General features: G+C 33.1%; 17 protein-coding genes. 16 read left to right on the top strand and 1 reads right to left on the bottom strand.

Annotated features, from left to right (window positions below):
* Positions 1 to 42 precede the first annotated feature (42 nt).
* The 8 genes from glmM to HMPREF9402_RS00980 all read left to right on the top strand — a co-directional run bounded on the left by glmM (position 43) and on the right by HMPREF9402_RS00980 (position 11,136).
* Complete coding sequence (gene glmM / locus HMPREF9402_RS01015; protein WP_009606209.1) at positions 43 to 1,380, top strand: phosphoglucosamine mutase; 1,338 nt, start codon at positions 43 to 45, stop codon at positions 1,378 to 1,380.
* Between the two features lie 166 nt (positions 1,381 to 1,546).
* Positions 1,547 to 1,936: a hypothetical protein gene (locus HMPREF9402_RS01010; RefSeq protein WP_039930625.1), complete on the top strand. Its 390-nt coding sequence runs from the start codon at positions 1,547 to 1,549 to the stop codon at positions 1,934 to 1,936.
* Between the two features lie 15 nt (positions 1,937 to 1,951).
* The gene (locus HMPREF9402_RS01005; RefSeq protein WP_009606198.1) at positions 1,952 to 2,713 is read left to right on the top strand and encodes an ImmA/IrrE family metallo-endopeptidase; all 762 of its coding nucleotides are present in this window, start codon (positions 1,952 to 1,954) and stop codon (positions 2,711 to 2,713) included.
* The gene (locus tag HMPREF9402_RS01000; protein WP_009606200.1) at positions 2,703 to 3,350 is read left to right on the top strand and encodes a hypothetical protein; all 648 of its coding nucleotides are present in this window, start codon (positions 2,703 to 2,705) and stop codon (positions 3,348 to 3,350) included. Before HMPREF9402_RS01005 ends, HMPREF9402_RS01000 begins: the two co-directional genes overlap by 11 nt.
* A 36-nt stretch (positions 3,351 to 3,386) precedes the next feature.
* Positions 3,387 to 5,075, top strand: coding sequence for a dynamin family protein (locus HMPREF9402_RS00995; protein WP_009606208.1), 1,689 nt, complete (start codon positions 3,387 to 3,389; stop codon positions 5,073 to 5,075).
* 7 nt (positions 5,076 to 5,082) lie between these two features.
* Positions 5,083 to 7,305, top strand: coding sequence for a dynamin family protein (locus HMPREF9402_RS00990; RefSeq protein WP_009606211.1), 2,223 nt, complete (start codon positions 5,083 to 5,085; stop codon positions 7,303 to 7,305).
* 16 nt (positions 7,306 to 7,321) lie between these two features.
* Positions 7,322 to 8,584 carry a dynamin family protein gene (locus tag HMPREF9402_RS00985; RefSeq protein WP_009606213.1) on the top strand — a complete coding sequence of 421 codons (1,263 nt, stop codon included), beginning with the start codon at positions 7,322 to 7,324 and terminating at the stop codon, positions 8,582 to 8,584.
* A gap of 26 nt (positions 8,585 to 8,610) precedes the next feature.
* Positions 8,611 to 11,136 (top strand): tetratricopeptide repeat protein, encoded by a 2,526-nt coding sequence (locus HMPREF9402_RS00980; protein ID WP_009606210.1) that lies wholly within the window; start codon positions 8,611 to 8,613, stop codon positions 11,134 to 11,136.
* Between the two features lie 277 nt (positions 11,137 to 11,413).
* Here the strand turns inward: HMPREF9402_RS00980 and HMPREF9402_RS00975 are convergent.
* Positions 11,414 to 12,546, bottom strand: a protein-coding gene (locus tag HMPREF9402_RS00975; protein WP_139058168.1) for an IS3 family transposase whose coding sequence is annotated in 2 segments (ribosomal slippage) — positions 11,414 to 12,285 and positions 12,285 to 12,546 — 1,134 coding nt in all. Because the reading frame shifts where the segments join, the coding sequence is not laid out codon by codon here.
* A gap of 455 nt (positions 12,547 to 13,001) precedes the next feature.
* On the opposite strand from HMPREF9402_RS00975, the gene HMPREF9402_RS00965 reads away from it, so the two are divergent.
* The 8 genes from HMPREF9402_RS00965 to HMPREF9402_RS00935 all read left to right on the top strand — a co-directional run bounded on the left by HMPREF9402_RS00965 (position 13,002) and on the right by HMPREF9402_RS00935 (position 18,096).
* Entirely contained in the window at positions 13,002 to 13,670 is a 669-nt protein-coding gene (locus HMPREF9402_RS00965) for a YveK family protein (RefSeq protein WP_009606215.1), read from the top strand.
* 12 nt (positions 13,671 to 13,682) lie between these two features.
* Positions 13,683 to 14,000: a CpsD/CapB family tyrosine-protein kinase gene (locus tag HMPREF9402_RS14675; protein WP_009606204.1), complete on the top strand. Its 318-nt coding sequence runs from the start codon at positions 13,683 to 13,685 to the stop codon at positions 13,998 to 14,000.
* Positions 14,001 to 14,021: 21 nt separating this feature from the next.
* Positions 14,022 to 14,399 carry a tyrosine-protein kinase family protein gene (locus HMPREF9402_RS14670; protein WP_009606201.1) on the top strand — a complete coding sequence of 126 codons (378 nt, stop codon included), beginning with the start codon at positions 14,022 to 14,024 and terminating at the stop codon, positions 14,397 to 14,399.
* The gene (locus tag HMPREF9402_RS00955) at positions 14,396 to 15,547 is read left to right on the top strand and encodes a nucleotidyltransferase domain-containing protein (protein ID WP_009606214.1); all 1,152 of its coding nucleotides are present in this window, start codon (positions 14,396 to 14,398) and stop codon (positions 15,545 to 15,547) included. The genes HMPREF9402_RS14670 and HMPREF9402_RS00955 overlap by 4 nt, the downstream gene beginning before the upstream one ends.
* Before the next feature lie 51 nt (positions 15,548 to 15,598).
* Positions 15,599 to 16,111 carry a VanZ family protein gene (locus HMPREF9402_RS00950; RefSeq protein WP_009606203.1) on the top strand — a complete coding sequence of 171 codons (513 nt, stop codon included), beginning with the start codon at positions 15,599 to 15,601 and terminating at the stop codon, positions 16,109 to 16,111.
* A gap of 327 nt (positions 16,112 to 16,438) precedes the next feature.
* Complete coding sequence (locus tag HMPREF9402_RS00945) at positions 16,439 to 16,936, top strand: sigma-70 family RNA polymerase sigma factor (protein ID WP_009606212.1); 498 nt, start codon at positions 16,439 to 16,441, stop codon at positions 16,934 to 16,936.
* Between the two features lies 1 nt (position 16,937).
* Positions 16,938 to 17,393 (top strand): hypothetical protein, encoded by a 456-nt coding sequence (locus tag HMPREF9402_RS00940; protein ID WP_009606207.1) that lies wholly within the window; start codon positions 16,938 to 16,940, stop codon positions 17,391 to 17,393.
* Between the two features lie 175 nt (positions 17,394 to 17,568).
* Positions 17,569 to 18,096, top strand: coding sequence for a hypothetical protein (locus HMPREF9402_RS00935; RefSeq protein WP_039930620.1), 528 nt, complete (start codon positions 17,569 to 17,571; stop codon positions 18,094 to 18,096).
* The last annotated feature ends 13 nt before the right edge of the window (positions 18,097 to 18,109 follow it).

Genomic DNA, 18,109 nt, shown 5'->3' with positions numbered 1-18,109 from the left:
ATTATAGAACCAGAATAGAAAGTAGGAATAGAGGAGAAAGATATGGGAAAATATTTTGGAACAGATGGAGTTCGCGGAGTAGCGAACATGGAATTAACACCTGAATTTACGTTAAAGTTAGGACGTATTTTAGGATATCAATTAAAAAGTTTATGTGGACGTCCAAAGGTTTTAATTGGACGTGATACACGTATCTCTGGTGAATTACTCGAGAGTGCGCTTATTGCCGGTCTTGTCTCAGCAGGGGCTGACGTCTTAAAACTTGGCGTTATTACAACTCCGGGAGTGGCTTACTTAACAAAAAATCTAGATGTACAAGCAGGAATCATGATTTCTGCTTCACATAATCCGGTTCAAGATAACGGAATTAAAATCTTTAGCCACAGTGGTTATAAGTTAAGTGATGAGCAAGAAAACGAAATTGAAGCTTATTTAGATGCGCCTGATACGTTACCACGTCCGATTGCTGGTCACACTGGACGAGTAGAAGACTTCTACCGTGGAGCGAAGCAATATGTGGATTACCTTGAAACGACGATTAACGGGCGCTTAAATGGCTTAAAAGTCGTGTTAGATTGTGCAAATGGAGCAAGTTCAGCTTTAGCCCCTCAACTATTTAAAGAGTTGGGAGCGGAAGTTGTGACTGTTTCTTCAACACCAGATGGCGTGAATATTAACGAACAGTGTGGATCAACACATCCTGAGGCTTTAGCATTAGAGGTTGTGAAACATGGCGCTGACTTAGGATTTGCTTTTGATGGAGACTGTGACCGTTTAATCGCGGTTGATCATAATGGAAACATTGTGGATGGAGACTACATCATGTTTATTGTGGGTCGTTACTTAAATGAAAAAGGACAATTAAACAAGGGAACAGTTGTTTCAACTGTTATGAGTAACTTAGGATTCTATAATGCTGTTGAAGCAAATGGCTTACATAGTGTTCAAACTAAAGTTGGAGATCGTTACGTTTTAGAAGAAATGTTAAAGAACGGCTATAACTTTGGTGGAGAACAATCAGGACACTTAATCTTCTTAGATTATGGAACAACAGGAGATGGAATGTTAAGTGCCGTTCAGTTAGCACAAATCGTCGTAGAAAAACAACAAACGTTAGCACATTTAGCGAGTGAGATGCCAAAGTATCCTCAGTTATTAAAGAATTTACGCGTTGAAGATAAAAATGCGATGATGACAAATGAAGCGATTTTAGCAGTGATTGCTGAAGTGGAAACCGAGATGAACGGTAAAGGCCGTGTCTTAGTTCGCCCTTCAGGAACAGAACCATTGGTTCGTGTGATGGTTGAAGCGGAGACGGAAGAGTTGTGTGTTGCTTATGTTGAGCGAATTTTAGCAGTTGTTGAAGTTGAGATGAAGTAAACAAATTTAATAATAGGGCTCTCATTTTTAGGTAAGTTAGTTATCTAGAGTGAGAGTTCTTTTTATGAATAAATTTAAGTTAAATTTTGTAAAAATAAACGTGATGAATTGTGTCTATGATATAATTTATATGTGAAAATGATGGTAATTAAAGTGAGGGATATGGGTGGCAACAATTATAGAACAAGTACAGTTTAGTCCTTATGAACGTCCAAAGTACACAATATCTGAGTTAAGTCAGATGGTGATAGTTAAACGGAAAATGTTAAATGAAAGTATCTCTGAAATGGCTAAAAGGTTAGCTTTAGATGAAGATTTAATTATGGAAATTGAACAGTCACCAAGATTTTTTAACGTAAATAGCTACAAAGCCTGTAGTCAAATACTTGAAATACCGATTGTACAAATGCTAGAAAAAGAAATTGAAGAGCCAGTAAGTATTAGTTACCGTCAAAAAGAAATTGGATGTGGGAATGAAGAAACTTCTAAAACCATTGAATTAGCTAATATTATTTTTCAGGAAATGGTTATTCAACATAAGATTAATCAGAATTAGGAGGAATTTTGTTTAATGGTGATAGATATTTCAGGTGACAAAAAAAGAGAGTGGTATGAATCTGCTATACCGATTGCGAGAGTTGAGCGTGCCAAGTTACTTCCAGATAATGAAGTGATTAGTAATCCTTTTCAATTGTTAGAAAAAAAGGGTTTCTTCATATTGAAGTTCCCATCTAAGGATGACAATTTATCAGGATTTCATATAAGAAAAAGTGGAATTGATTGTATTTATATAAATTCTGCACAGACACTTGGGCGCCAGTATTTTTCAGTATGGCATGAGTATTATCATGCGGTAACTGGAGAAGGAAGTTCACTAAGTTTTCATGGGGAACGAGAACTTGATGAAATTGAGTTCAAAGCTGAATGTTTTGCAGGGTGCTTATTAATGCCAGAAGAGTTAGTTAAAGAGTATTTAAAAAATAAAAGAATTACGAATTTGAAGTATATTCGATATACAGAAATTATTGCCATGCAAAATTATTTTAAGGTCAGTTTTCAAGCGATTATAAAACGATTAATTCAGATCTTTCCAGAGTTTGAAAATGATTTGAAAAAGCGCTATTCCTTATCCAAGAAAGAACGGTATTCAGAGCTAATAAAATTGACAGAAGAATGTCACGGGGATGTTAGACTCATTACAAAAACAAATGATGTGTATTTATCAAAGCAGTTTTTTGATGATATGGAGGCTAATTTTATCCATCAAAGAATATCACCAGAAAAAATGAAATCATTATTGGTATTATTGGAGTGTTTAGAAAATGAATCATGAGGCGATTGAGTTTTCAAGATACCCAATCTGTGATACAGATATTTGGGTAAGAATCTGTTTGGGAAATTTATTTGATGTGATTTTTAAAAAGTATAAAAAGCTTGTTGTAGCAGATGCAGTCGAGAATGAAATTCTAAAATGGGAACGTGAAAATTCTAATTTTACATTTATAGCTAATAAGTATAATGACTATAAAGATAAGGGATTAATCCTAGTGATTGATCATATGAAGGATATTAGGGTTGAAGATCGTTTGATTTTAGAACAAATTCTATTTGATTTAGGATTTGAGAGTTGCTTTTACTATGGAATGTCTGAAAAAGATAAAGCGGAATACGTTTCAGCTCTTTATGCTGATTATTTTAAGATGCCGTTTATGAAGAGTAATGATCATGCATTTTCCGATGGGGGAAAAGGAAAAGTATTATTTCCGAAATTGCTGGTTAAGGATTGGTATAAAACAACGGAAGAACTCATTTTTGATACTATGGTAAGAATTAGAATTCGATCACTTGTCGATGAAAAGTGTAAGAGGATGTCTGATGAACGCCAAAAGAATCTTAATAAGTATATGGATTATAAAAATGAAGATTTACAAAATCAATTAGCTTTATTGAAGACGAAGTTTTGTTCATAATTTTGTTTTATTTTAGGTGAAAGAGGAGATTATAGGATGAATAAAGAGAAATACTTAAATAAATTAGATCAATTAAGTCTGTTTTGTCAGGAATTTAATTTAGATGATAAAGTGAACCAAGATATTGAAAAATTAAGAAAAGAGTTAGTTGAATTTAAGATAAAGATACCTTTTGTGGGGCGTTTTAATGCAGGAAAGAGTGCTTTGTTAAATACGATTTTAGGTGGAGATGTATTAAAGGAAGAGCAGAAGCCAGAAACTTGTTTAGCTACAGAAATCAAATTTGGAACTCATAAAGTTATTGCTCATTATACTGATGGAACAACATCAGAGCATCACATAGATATATTAATGAAGTTAGGTGCAGATGGGGATGAGCAGGATGAAATTAATGTTAATAAGTGTAGATATTTAGAGGTTTATTTGCCGATTCCTGGGTTAAGGGAGTTGGGTAAGGATATTATACTTGTTGATATGCCTGGATTTGATTCTGGTATTGAAAGTCATAATAAGGCGATTTTACGTTATTTATCTGAAGGTAGTTTGTTTATGTTGGTTATAGATTGTGAAGATGGAACAATTAAGACGACGGATATAGCGTTTTTAGATGAATTAGATAGTTTTAATGTTGAGTTTAAGGTGCTATTAAATAAAGCGGATAAAAAACCTGAATCACAATTGAATCAAATAAAATCGGAGGTAGAGAATTCTTTACAGCGATTATTTTATAGGGATATTGAGGTGTGTTTAACTTCTATCATGAATGAAGATACACCAGAAGTTATAAAAAAGGCTATTTCAACTATTGATAAAGATAAAGCATTAGAACATTTCTTTAGCTCTCGATTAGAAAAGATTGAACAAGAAATTCTGTTATTATTAGAGACTTTAAAAAATGCCAGTCAATTGGATACGCGTGAAATTGATCAGACCATTGATGAGCTAAAAAATAAGTATCATAATTTAGAACGTAAGTTAGCGGTGGAGAGTAGAGAATTAAAATATAAGTTAACTAGTGTGGCTAAAAATGATATTTTAAATGATTTAAGGAATGCTATCTTACAACAATCATCTTTTTTAGCTCGACGTGCATTGAGTGGTGAGGAATCTTTTGTTATGGCACTAAATGAAATTATTCGTCCTGTTTTATTATCTGCTACGTCAAAACACGTGGAAATACAGTTTAATCATTTAGTTGAAAATTTAGAAACTGAATTTTTAGATATTAATGAGGTAATTACAGGAATACGTGGATCGTTTACACTTGCTTCATCTTCAATTAATGGCATTGCAAAGGCAGCTAAGGCAATAGATGGTGGTAAGAAGTTTGCGAAAGGATATAAAGCTGTTACCACAGGATTAGCTGTTTTTACATCTGTTGTGGCTCCTTGGCTAGAATTAATTTTAATCTTTTTACCTGAGATATTGAAAATGTTTGGTCTAGGAAGTGAAAAAAGTCAGATTGATAAAATGAGAGAGAAAATTGAAACTGAATTAGTAGGGCAGATTATTTTTAAATTAACACCTGAGATTGAGAAATCGTTAATTGAGTTAGAAGAAGAGTATGTGGCGCAACTTAATGAACAATTTAATGAACAATTAGAATCAATAAAAAATACACTTGAACAAGTCAAAGGTTCTAAAGTAGAAAAGATAGAGCAACAAAAAGACTATATTGAAAAAATTAATGTAGCGATTGAAACTATTTCAGAATTAGTGGGGTAATGGGGATATGAAAAAAGTTGAAATTAATCAAATAACACATATTTGTAAAACTTATGAAAATATTGTGACATTATTAAATTCTCATCGTGAATTATTTGATGAAAATATTTTACATGAATTTGAAATGAGTAATCGAAATATTAAGGAAAAGTTGTTACAGAAAATTGAAACGGATAGATTGTTGAAAATTGGTATTGTCGGTGAGGTTAAAGCTGGAAAGTCATCTTTTTTGAATGCCTTACTATTTGAGGGGAAAGAGGTATTACCAAAGGCTGCTACTCCAATGACGGCTGCTTTAACAAAAATTAAATATGGTGAAACATTGAGCGGAACGATTGTGTTTTATGATCAAAAGGACTGGGAACTGATTGAGTATAAATCAAGACAATTTGATGAGGAAGTCACTCGTTTACGCTTGGAGTTTGAGGAATCTCAAATGGGATTACGCCGTGGGATGGTAATGCCATTTAACGAGGAAGCATTTAAACGTTATCTTGAGCAAAATATATCACCTGATTTAAAAGGATGTCATGAACTTGTAGAAATGGTCAATGATACGAATATTAATCCGTATGATTATTTAGGAAGTACTGAAGAGTTAACACAACACTATAAAATTGAAGATTTTATTGGTGAGCTAAATAACTATGTCGGTGTTAGTGGAAAATTTACTCCCTTAGTCAAACATACAGAGTTAAGTTTAAACTTACCCGTTCTTAAAGGAATTGAAGTTGTTGATACGCCAGGAACAAATGACCCGATCGTTTCGCGTGGAATGACGACTCGTGATTTTCTTGGGGAATGCGATGTTATTTTCTTGTTGAGTTATGCAGGACAATTTTTAACTAATGAAGATGTTAATTTTATTGTCTCAACTTTACCGGATAAAGGAATAAAAAATGCTGTTTTAGTTGGAAGTAAGTTTGATTCTGCTATATTAGATAACAATAAAATAAAAGATGATTTTACTTTGGCATTTCAGGATACACAAAAAAAACTGGCAGTGCATGCTATCCAAACTTTATCTAAACATGTAAATGAAAGCAATGATAATGCCTTAAAATGCATACAAGAATCGATGCCGCCAGTTTTTGTATCATCACTATTTTATAGTATTGCAAAGAAAGATTTTAAAAATTTAACTGAGGATGAAGCGCATATTTTAAAAACCTTTGTCAATCGTTACCCTACATTTAAACGCAATAAAGAAGCTTTAGTGAGTTACTCTAAAATCGGCGTGATTAAACGAAATAAATTACAACCGATTATTGAACAGAAAGAAGTCATAGTAGCAGAAAGTATAGCAACTTTTGAAAAGACAAAGTTAAAAGAGTTCTCTAAAAAAGTATCTTTGGTTCGTCAAAGTGTTGAGTCTCGTTCTCATGCGATAACCACACAAGATTTAAAGGGATATGAACAACAACATAAAGAAATTATACGTCAGTTGAATAAAATGGATTCAAAAGTTAAATTATTATTTGCACAAACAAAATCAGATTTAAAATACAAGCTACAAGACTTACAAGCTCATTTACAACAATTGAAGAACCAACACGGTAATATTGATGTGTCTCAAGGAGAAAGAAGTCAGACATATACTAAAAGAAAAATGATATTTTTTAAAAAAGATTTTGTTGAAATAACTCACTATAATTATATTACGACGACTCAATTAGTAAAAAACCTTGAGAATTATCGAGTTAGCATTCAAAAAGATACGAGTGATGAATTTAAACGATTAGTTAATTTATCTAAATTTACACGAGATTTAAAAGAGTGTATTATCGATGCATGTGATTTTAGCCAATTGAATTTTGACGAAGATTCGATTTTAATTTCTGTTGAACTGGCTTTACTCGAGTTGCATATGCCAAAGTTAGATTTACCGACTAAGGCTTATAAAAAAATAATTACCGATGCTTATACAGATGTTAAAATCGAAGGGGAAGATGGAATACATCGTGCTGTTGCTTTGCAAAATGATGTTTTAAGTGATATTTGTGATGATGTTTGTATCCAAATTCAACATGTTGAGGAGGAAATTTGTCAGAAATTTGATGAAGTTTCATCTGATTTTATTAAAAATGTTTCAACAAGTCTAGAAAATACACTAGAAGAATTAAAGAAACAGTTTGAGGAAAAAGAGGCCTATTTAAGAAAGTATGACGCCTTTAAACACGATTTATTAGATTTAGAAAAGAAAGTAAAAGGTATGGGAAATTTGAATTAAATAGGTAGGGGTCAATATGAACGATTATTTTGATGATGAACTTGATTTAGATTTGGATTTAGATTTAGATATGCTTAAGGAATATGAACCGGAAAGTATGAATCCTTATTTAGCTTCGGCTGAGGAGGGGTTTAATCTCGTTCGAAAACTTTTAGCCTTTAATCAGGAAAAGCGAAAACAGTTAAATAATGTGTTAGATTTGCATCGTGTGATTGATGGAGATTTATTGAATCTAATGGGAAACATCGACTTTGATGAAGAAATTAATGTGTTTAATAAGTTATCGATTTTAAAAGAAAGAATGTACGAGCAAAGTAAGATGCGATTGTTGAGTCAAAAGTGTGTGGTTGGAATAGGCGGGAAATTTAGTGCTGGAAAGTCAAGGTTTATTAATTCGATTTTAGACGATGATATTTTGCCAGAGGATACGACACCGACGACATCGATTGCTACTTATATTGCTAAGGAAATAGGAGTAGAGCAGCTATTGGCTAATACGGTTAATGATATGGATGTTAAACTTGATCGAGATGCTATTCAAGCGATTACACATTTATTTAATGAAAAGTATAAACTTGGATTTTCACATATTATTCGACATTTATTAATTAAAACAGGCAAATTACCTTATGATAATGTTGTCCTATTAGATACACCAGGATATTCAAAAGATGATTCGAAACTGATTAAAGAAACACAAGATGAGGTAACTGCTAAAATTAATTTAAAGACCGCAGATTATGTTATTTGGCTAGTTGATATTGAAAATGGCGTTATTAATCAGACAGATATTGAGTTCTTATATGAACTTGATCAATGTTATCGTATTTTAGTTGTTTTTAATAAATGTGATAAGGTATCACCACAAAGATATACGGAAGTTATCAATTATTCGAAGGATGTATTGAATAATATGGGACTTAATATTTTTGATGTGATTGCGTATTCGGCGACTGAAAAAAGAGAATATGGAACAAATTCAATTGAAGCCTTTTTTAATGAAGCAAATCTTTATCGTAAACAAAAAGAAGATATGAGTGTGCAGTTAAAAGAAATTAATGAGATATACGAAAACTATTTCAATACCGAATTTAAAAGATTGAAAGAGAATAATCACACATTAAATAATATTATCTTTAAGTGTGAAAACCCTTCTCAACTAAATGCAATGGTTGAAATTAAGAAACAAAATAATGCTAGTCTTGCAAAAAACTCAATCTATCGTTCGCGGTATCGTCAAGTTCATCGAAAATTAAATGAAATAATTAAAAATATTTAATAGTGTTTGAAGGAGAGAATTTGGCTATGGAGAATGTAACAGAAGAAAAAATAAAGAAACTAGCTATGCTATTAAATATTGGAGAAGAGTACAGTCAAAGCCCCGTGATGAATGACTTAGATACTTTATTGTTTGATAGACTTAAAAAACTTTTAGAAGAGGGTAGTTATTTAGAAAAGGCTAGGTTATTACATGATTTACAGACTTGGAAGCAGCAATTAGATTTATATATAGAGTATCCTTTTTTAGTCGGGAAAACTATTGTTGGAATTGTCAATGGAGGTAAATTTCAAAGTTATAATTTTTATAAAAATGTATTGAACCTTCATGAAGAAGCTGAAGTATATAAAGAAAATCAAGGAATGCCAACCATATTAATTCACAGTGATAAAGAAACTGAGTATGTAATAAAAAATAAATATCATAATCAACAGGAAGTAGATTTAAATACTATTAAATTAACTAATTCATTATCGTGGAAAGATAAAATTGATGTAAAACAATTTTTAAGTCATATTATGATTTATGCTAGACATGAATATGATGATATTATTTTTATTGATTTTCCATTACACTACATTCATCATAATTTAGAAAATCAAATCTTAATGCATTTTTGTGATGCGATTTTAATTAATGCTACAAAAGATTCTAATTATGAGCGGGAATTAAAGCACATTATAAAACTAAACTATCGTAAATTAATTAATCTTAATGTAGAAGATTATGAGGGAGTTCTAAATAACCTAAATAGAATTATCCGTCAACGAGATAAGTTTCAAATAAGTCTTCAAACTTATTCAACCGAGGAGGTTAAACGACAATTAGCTAGTTTAAACGGGGCAAATGCTTATGTTTCATTTAAAGATGAATTATTGATGAAATTATTAGATATAGAAAAATTTTACTTAGAGGAAGTTGAAAAAACAAAAAATTTAATTTCTAAGTTTAATAAAGATATTGTGTTATGGTCACGCGAGGATGATGCATTAGCAAGTATTAAAGTAATGCGCGATAATATTAAGATTAGTCATTTGAAAGCCCAAGAATTGTTGTCTAAACACCAAGAAGTACGAAATGAATTTCTTTCGAAAATGAAAAATATAGAGCAGGTCCACTTTAAACAATCAGAAAAAGATGTTGTGAAAAGTAAATCAATATACCTCCAAACATATGAAAAGAATTTGTGGTTGGATTTAACGATGTCATTGATTGAATTGAATGAACTTCAGTTAGCAAAAATATATATAGATAGACTTGAGTTGGTTGCTGATCAACGGTTATTTATTCTTTATTTAATGATTTCTCAAAAACAAGGACGCCCATATGTGGAGCAACATCTTAAAAATCTAAAATTAAGCCCTAATAAAGGACAATTTATTATTCGTGCTAAAATTATGTACCGAAAAGAAATTGGAATTTCAAATGAAGAGGTTGAGGAGTTAGCATTAAAATTAGATCGGGTTGAGAGTGCGGATGAGTTTTACTTAAAAGGAATGGCATTGAGTAAAAAAGATTTTTCTAAGGGTGTCAAATTGATGAAGCTTGCTTTTGAAAGAGGACATATTGAAGCAGGACAGCATTTATTTAGACTATATACTCAGTCTAATAAGAGTTTACATGAATTTGATTTGCAGTATTTATCAAACAACATGTTACCCGAGGCAATGTTAGAAGTGGCTCGTAATTTTATGCAAGAAGAAAAATTCGCTCAGGGGATTATTCATTATAAACTGGCCATTGTTCTTGGCTCAAGAGAAGCTTTAATAGAGTTAGCTAATATGCGTTATGAACGAGATGATTATCGAGGTGCAATTCCGTTATATGAAATTATCATTCATCGAAAAGGTAGACCTGCTTTAGAATTTTATGAAAAATTAGGGATTTGTTATTATAATAATGAAAAATATCCAGAAGCTTTGTATATGTTTGAAAAGGGTAAGACGGCAGTATCTTATTTTTATTTAGGGCGTATGTATGAAAATGGACTAGGCACTTTGCAGAATTTGAGTAAAGGGTTAACTTGTTATAAGACAGCTAGTTTATCTGGGCATAAGCAAGCTAAAACGGCTTATAATCGTTTAAAGAGTAAGATAGATCGAGATAAAATAAGAACACAGACTTCAACCACATATAGTAGTAGTACAAATTATTCAACCAAAACGACGACGACTACAAGTCGCTCAAATGATAGTTGGTGTTTTTTAACGACAGCTACATGCTTAGCACTTGGGAAAGGTGATACTTGCGAGGAGTTACAACTTATTAGGTATTACAGAGATAATTATTTAGTGCTAGATCAAGATGGAGAAAGTTTAATTTATGAATACTATCAGATGGCACCCAAAATTATTGAAAAGATTGAAGCTGAAGCTAATTCTCAGTTAGTTTACATCACGCTATATAACGATTATATTAAACAAGTTTATGATTATTTAACTAGGCAGCAGTATATCCAAGCTAAACAACTGTATATTCAAATGGTTAAGGATTTATATCAAAAGTATGAATTAGATGACTTAGCGTATGAGATTAGATCACGATTTTTATAATCATGTAATTTGTTAAAATATTAGTTTAAAAGTTATGCTTAGGTAGTGATTAGAAGTAAGAAAGTGTATTATTTGACTAAAGTTTTTAGGAAGATGATACACTTTTTTTACCTACTATAATTACAATAGTCGATATGACTTGTAAACTGAATTTAATTTTTAAAACTTGCAAAACTATTGTTGTATTTATTGAGAAAAATATCCTTGAATATCATCTATTTATTAGGGGAATATAGTAATGTTTGTATATTATAATAACTGGATTGGCAACACTAAACTAAACAACTTTTTTGAGGTTGTTTTTTCGAAAGTCAATTGGGGATAAATATCCTAGTGAGGAATGAATTCGATGATTGTTATACCAGTTCACATAGTCACCAAAATATAACCCTAATTGTTCTAGTGTTTCAAATGTTCTATTTCTTACAAATTCAGTTTTAATTACTTTATATGTAGCTTCCGCTACAGCGTTATCATACGGGCATCCTTTCATACTTAAGGAACGCTCGATATTAAATGTTTCTAGAATTTCATCAATCATTTTATTCTTAAATTCATTCCCACGATCGGTGTGGAAAATTTTAATTTGATTAAGGTTTGTTTGAACAGTACTAAAGGCCTTTTTGATTAATTCAGCATCTTTATGAGGACCTACACTATGTCCAATAATTTCACGATTAAATAGGTCTACAAGTACGCAAATATAGTGCCAACGATTTCCTACTCGAACGTACGTTAAGTCACTTACGACAACGTTTAAATGGGGCTGATCATTGAACTTTCTTTCAACTACATTCTCAACTTTATCTTCATTACATTTAGCTGTGTGTGGTTTATACTGAGCTACTGTGTAGTTAGAGACAAGCCCTTCTTGTTTCATGATGCGTCCAATACGACGACGTGATACTTGATGACCTAGTTTCTTCAATTCTTGCTTAATTTTTCTTGTTCCGTAATTATTGTAACTTTGACGAAAAATCTCAATAATATCTGCTACTAATTGAGTTTCATTCTGTCTAGGTTTAGACTCATAGTAATAGGTACTACGAGGGACATCAAGGACTTTACACATCGCTGAAACAGAATACTTGTGCGTATTATTTTTAATCACATTTATTTTCGTCCTAAGATCAGCGCTGCTTGCTTTAAAATATCATTTTCCATTTCAAGTTGTTTCACTTGTTTACGTAGTTTAATTAACTCTAATTCTTCTTGAGTGCGATTATCTTTCTCTTTAAAAGAACCTGTGGAATTAGATTGGTTAATCCACTTATCAAGCAGGGAAGATGATACTTCATATTCACGAACGATATCACATTTACGTTTACCATTTAAGTGAAGTTGAACTAGTTGATTTTTGAATTCATCAGTATAAGTACGGCGAGGTCTACGGGTTTTAGTTTGGGTCATGTTAAGGGCTCCTTTAGTCATTATTAGTTATAATTCTACATGACCTTAAAAAAACTGTCTAATTAATTGTAACCTATCCAATATCTTGGTTCGTGATTATGAGGGATTTGAAAATTATTTACATAAAAAATATCCCCCTATTTTAGGAACTCCTCATAAGGGACGAATTAGCAAATGGATTAATTTATTATATTAGTATGAGGTCGCCAAAGGCGGCCTTTTGTCATGTTTTAAGAGGTTTTGTAAGGGGATTGGAGTTCTAATTAGATAGTTTATTAAATAAGCTTAGATATATAAGTCCAGATAAGTTTTTCACACTTGGAAAACTTTTAGCTGGAGTATGGGATGTCTTAGTACCAAAAAGATTGCACAGCTAAGATTCTTATTTCATATGTGAAATACAGTTGTGTTTTAATGCAGATGTTTAGGTAGGAATAAAGCTAGGAGGAGATGCGATGGAAGAATTAGTTGGGATGGAGCTAACACTTGAAGATATTTTTAGGATGCTTTTGAAACGATGGTGGCTCATTGTGAGTTTTGTTATCATAGGCATGGTTGGATGTGGAGTTTATACGTATCAGTCGTATGTGCCGATGTATTCGACGTATACGACGGTTTTAGTGAATCGTCAGGATATTAATGTGGGGATGAGTAGTAGTTCTGATTTTTATATTCGTGAGGATTTGCTTCAAACGTTTCAGGGAATTATTAATAGTACGAATCTTCGTGAGCAGGTGGCCAGCCGTTTAGGAACTGAGAATTTAGATAGCATTTCGGTGAGTGCAGATGATAGTTCGATTATTCGCATTAGTGTAAAACATATTAATTCTGAACTAGGAGCAGAGGTTGCGAATACGGTAGCGGCTGTGTTTCAAGAAATGATTAAAGAGATGATGTATGACATGGATTCGTCGATTTTAGACGTGGCTAAAGTGTCTTATGTTCCTCAAGGAATGGGACTCACCACGAAGGTGATGATTGGAGCCATTCTTGGAGGAATGGTGAGTGTGGGGCTCATCTTTGTCATGGAATATTTGGATAAAACGTTTAAAACGCCAAAAGAAGTCAGCACACGGCTTGATTTACCGGTCATGGGAGTCATCCCAGATATTTTTGCAAAGTAGGGGGGAAGGGAAATGGATAACGCGTTAATAACTGTACATCAACCAAAGTCACCGATTACGGAGGCCTATCGAACACTTGAAACCAATTTGAATTTTTCATCGCTTGATCAAGAGGTAAAGACGTTGACGATTACAAGCCCTGGGATTTCGGAGGGGAAAAGTACGACTTCAGCCAATTTAGCGATGACGTTCTCACAAACGGGGAAGAAGACGTTGCTTGTCGATTGTGATTTGAGATGTCCACGCCTTCATCAACTATTTGAATTACCGAATAGCCAGGGATTGAGTCATGTGCTTTGTTTAAAAGAATCACTTGATGAGGTTAAGTAGTGTGTTAATGAGCATCTTGATGTGTTAACAACAGGGCCACTTCCACCGAATCCGGTTGAGTTTTTGAGTTCGAAAGGAATGCAAGCTTTTATAAAAGAGGTGCGTGAACAATATGATCGCATCATTTTTGATACACCGCCTGTCGGCATTTTAACAGATGCGGCATTGGTTAGTGCTCATACAGATGGAACCTTACTCGTGGTAGCTAGTGGGAAAAGTGATATTGAATTAACGTTAAAATCAAAAGAAAATTTAAAGAATGTTAAAGCGAATTTACTAGGGGTTGTGATGACGATGATGCCTGTCACCTCTAAACAATACTATCATTACTATCATAGTTATGGCTTAGAGGTAAAAAAGCCAAAACGTCGATTTAACGTTAGGAAGGCGAAAGCATGAAGCCATCCCAACAACAATTAGCGGCATGTTTATCCGCTTCAATTCGAAATCAAGCTTATCAAATGAGTGAGGATTTTAATTTAGAACTTGTAATGGAAGAAGCAAAGGCACACGATGTTGAAGGTTTAGTTTATAAAGTCTTAAAATCTCAAACCGATTTATCTCCTTATAAGCAAGAGATTATATTCAAAAGTTTAACGCAGTCTCAGTATCTGATGAAGGCGATGAAGGCCTTAAATCACCTGAAAGAATCAGGGATTCAGGTTGTGTTATTAAAAGGAGTTGTCTTAAAAAATTATTATCCGCAAGCCGATCTTCGAACAATGGGGGATGTTGATGTCTTAGTTCGTGAAGACGATTTAGAATTAGTGCATCAGCTGTTAACGTCTCTTGGTTATGTGAAACGTCCTCTCACGAATGAAAAACATCATGTTTATGATGGTGAGGGATTTCAGTTAGAAGTTCATTGGTCGCTTGTCAATGCGTCTCGTCAAACAGGTTTTAAAGACTTTGAAATGGCGCTTTGGCAACAACTGAAGATGGAAAATGGCTTTTTACGACTTGGAGATGAAGACTTTTTAATTCATCTGCTGTTACATGCAGCGGGACATTTTAAGTCTTCTGGCTTTGGAATTCGTCAGCTCTGTGATCTAACATTATGGATGGAAGCCCATCCTCATTTAGATATGAATTATGTCTGGCGACGATTAACCGAGTTAAAACTTGTTACTTTTTCAACGTATGTTTTAGCCGCCTGTGGGGAGTTATTACAACTTGAGATAGACGATGTTCAGGTCAATCAGGCTCCGTTATCTTCTTTTATTGAGGCGATTTTTTCAAGTGGGGTGCATGGACATCGTGAAAAAGGCAAGCAGTTTGGACATTACTTTGCTTATGGCGATCATAAGCAAAGTAAAGGACGAATCTTTTTGCAAACAGTTTTTCCAAGTATCAGGGATTTACCTAAACGTTATACGTATGCTCATCGCTACCACTGGTTGTTACCGGTTGCTTGGGTGGATCGATTTTTTAGAGTACTCTTTCATCAACGGTTTAGTTTTTCTGAAAAGCTCTACATTCTCGTCAAGACACCAGGTATTGCGAAGCAAAAAGCTAAGTTATTACAAAGTCTTGACTTGGTAGAATAATGGATAAAATTGTGGTAATCTAAGATGATCACAATTTTATAAGGAGAGATTATGAAGAAAGTTAGGGTTTTGTTCACCATCTTATGGATGGGATTTATTTTTTTTCAAGGGACGCAGAGTGGGGACGTGTCGATTGAAAGTAGTGACCGAATTGTTAATCCCATTGTTGAGGTGATTGAGAAGACAGTCGAGTGGTTAAAGCCAAAACAAGAATCATCTGAATCTGAACCTGTCAAAGAAACGGTTGAGACGTCGCCTAAACCAACTGAAAATGAGCGAGAGATTTTATATCAAAAGGTTCATTATATCGTTCGAAAATCGGCTCATTTTTTTGAGTATGGTGTGTTAGGCGGACTCGCGTTTTGGATGTTTCAAGGATTTAGGTCAACGTTTTGGAATCAGGTCATTTATTCCTTATTTATGATTTTATCGGTAGCTGTGATGGATGAATATTTGCAATCCTTTGTTGCAAGAACGGCGAGTGTCAGTGATATTTTGATTGATTTTAGTGGGGGAATAACAGGGATTTTAATTCTTTATTTGATTAAAAAAGCATTAAGATAGTGGAAAGGAGAACGTAAGGTTCTCCTTTTTTGTGATAACCGTGATCCCTTTTTTCGACAAAATGGGTTCTGTTTTATAAGATTTGGTGCTATTTCAGAAGTTTTGGGCATAAAAGTAGTAAATGACGAAAAAAAATCAAAAAAAATATTTTTTTGAAAAAAGGATAAATTTCCTCTGAAATGGGGTTGACCCCCACGGGGGTGTGGCTTATTTTGAAGAAAATCGCTCTTTTTGACGCTTTTATTGATATTTTGTCGGACTGGAAAACGTTTACTTTATTTGGTATAATTTTCTTGTCATTAAAAACAGACCTAGGGAGGGAATACAATGAACCAGCCATTTGAAAACTGGTATCAAGAAAAATTGCATTTAGTGTATGGTGCAATCAGACAATTACACATCCAAGGAAATATAGATGAATTCTATCAGATTGGTTTAGTTGCATTGTGGGAAGCTTCAATCCGATATGATGAGGAAAAAGGAGAGTTTGATAAATATGCCTACTCTTACATCCTTAATCGAATGAAGACAGGATTAACACGTATGACAAATTATCAACAAAGAGTTTGCGTAACAGAGGATAAATTGCTTGATACTTATGGTGGCGGTTCATATGAATCTGAAGTCATGGACAACATGATGATGGAGATTTATTTAGGTTATCTGACAAAAAATCAACAAGCGGTGATCAAAGAGCGATACATTAATGATTGTTCACTTGAGGAAACCGCAAAACGTTTAGGAATTAGTGTGGGACTTGTAAAAAATCGAACGCGTGATGCGATTAACAAACTAAGAAAAATATTGAAAGGAGAGAAGGAATGATATGGGAAGTGTTAAGGGGAAGGTAAAAGCAACAGAGGTCTGTCACGCTTTTATGGAAACGATTCTTTGGCATATCGTCGATCCGATGAGTGAATCGTTAAATCACGGCTCATTATGTCGACAAAGTGCTGTCGAGATTGAAGCAAGAGGATCCATTCCATTTTTAAAAGATTTATGGATTTTATGTAGTACCAATAATTGCCCTAATTTAGCCTCAATCGTTTTAAATCAACGAAGTCATTTACCGGGGGATTGGTACTTTGACTTATATGAAGCCATTAATCCAGAGGTGAGCTATCAACGAACAAAGCACTACAAAGAAGAAGTCGAAAAAGTCTACTCCTATATGGATTGGCATACGCTTGCCCTAAAATACAATTTAAGTGAATCGTTGATCTTAAAGCTCAGTCTAAGAAACCTCAAATTAAAACAACTAGACAAGCAATTAAGCGAATAAAGGTATACTTAGCTATTAAAAAATGTTTCGGGGGAGATATTTTTTAAGGTGTTGGGGGATTATTTAAAAGATGTTATCACGATAGGTGGTAACATCTTTTTTTAGAGTTAAATGAAATTAGGTATATGTTTGAATACGTCTTAATAGGATTAATTATATGAAATGAGGTGATTCAGTGAGAGTTAGGCATAAGAATATGGGGGCTATTGAAGTATCCTATCTAAGTCCTGAGTATATTGAAGATTGTTTTAAACTTTTAAAAAATAATAAAATGGCGTATTACTATAGACAACTCATCATTTTTCCTGATGAATCACCAGATAAATTGATGAGAAGAGAAATTAGATTATTACAAAATCAGTTTCGTTTTGATATTGAGAAGCAGATAGAATCGTTATTTCAAGTAAATAGTATTTACGAAATTGAGGAAGAGTTTGGTCCATTAGTGGAACAATTTATAAAAGAAATTTATATCCCTAGTTCAACACTTATTGATAAGTGTCTGAGAAAGGGAAGAGAAATTCTTGAAATTAGAATAGAGTTAAATGAGTATAAAATAAAAAAAGAGAGTGAAATGAGAAAAAAATTTGTAGATAAACTGGATAATCGATTAAATAAATCAATTTATCGTAAAATTTCAATAATTAATTCTTCTTATGACACTGAGGGACTGAGGTTAGTTATGTTTTTTGATTATGAATAAAAAAAATCTAGAG

This window comes from Turicibacter sp. HGF1, assembly GCF_000191865.1.
Lineage (GTDB): Bacteria > Bacillota_I > Bacilli_A > MOL361 > Turicibacteraceae > Turicibacter > Turicibacter sanguinis.
The sequence above is the reverse complement of the archived record's forward strand: the minus strand, read 5'-3'. Positions and strand labels throughout refer to the sequence as shown.

Coding starts and splice junctions, on each gene's coding strand:
- glmM (WP_009606209.1), top strand. CDS start 43: ATGGGAAAATATTTTGGAACAGATGGAGTTCGCGGAGTAGCGAACATG.
- HMPREF9402_RS00955 (WP_009606214.1), top strand. CDS start 14,396: ATGAAGCCATCCCAACAACAATTAGCGGCATGTTTATCCGCTTCAATT.
- HMPREF9402_RS00980 (WP_009606210.1), top strand. CDS start 8,611: ATGGAGAATGTAACAGAAGAAAAAATAAAGAAACTAGCTATGCTATTA.
- HMPREF9402_RS00985 (WP_009606213.1), top strand. CDS start 7,322: ATGAACGATTATTTTGATGATGAACTTGATTTAGATTTGGATTTAGAT.
- HMPREF9402_RS01000 (WP_009606200.1), top strand. CDS start 2,703: ATGAATCATGAGGCGATTGAGTTTTCAAGATACCCAATCTGTGATACA.
- HMPREF9402_RS00940 (WP_009606207.1), top strand. CDS start 16,938: ATGGGAAGTGTTAAGGGGAAGGTAAAAGCAACAGAGGTCTGTCACGCT.
- HMPREF9402_RS00995 (WP_009606208.1), top strand. CDS start 3,387: ATGAATAAAGAGAAATACTTAAATAAATTAGATCAATTAAGTCTGTTT.
- HMPREF9402_RS00990 (WP_009606211.1), top strand. CDS start 5,083: ATGAAAAAAGTTGAAATTAATCAAATAACACATATTTGTAAAACTTAT.
- HMPREF9402_RS00950 (WP_009606203.1), top strand. CDS start 15,599: ATGAAGAAAGTTAGGGTTTTGTTCACCATCTTATGGATGGGATTTATT.
- HMPREF9402_RS00965 (WP_009606215.1), top strand. CDS start 13,002: ATGGAAGAATTAGTTGGGATGGAGCTAACACTTGAAGATATTTTTAGG.
- HMPREF9402_RS00945 (WP_009606212.1), top strand. CDS start 16,439: ATGAACCAGCCATTTGAAAACTGGTATCAAGAAAAATTGCATTTAGTG.
- HMPREF9402_RS01005 (WP_009606198.1), top strand. CDS start 1,952: ATGGTGATAGATATTTCAGGTGACAAAAAAAGAGAGTGGTATGAATCT.
- HMPREF9402_RS14675 (WP_009606204.1), top strand. CDS start 13,683: ATGGATAACGCGTTAATAACTGTACATCAACCAAAGTCACCGATTACG.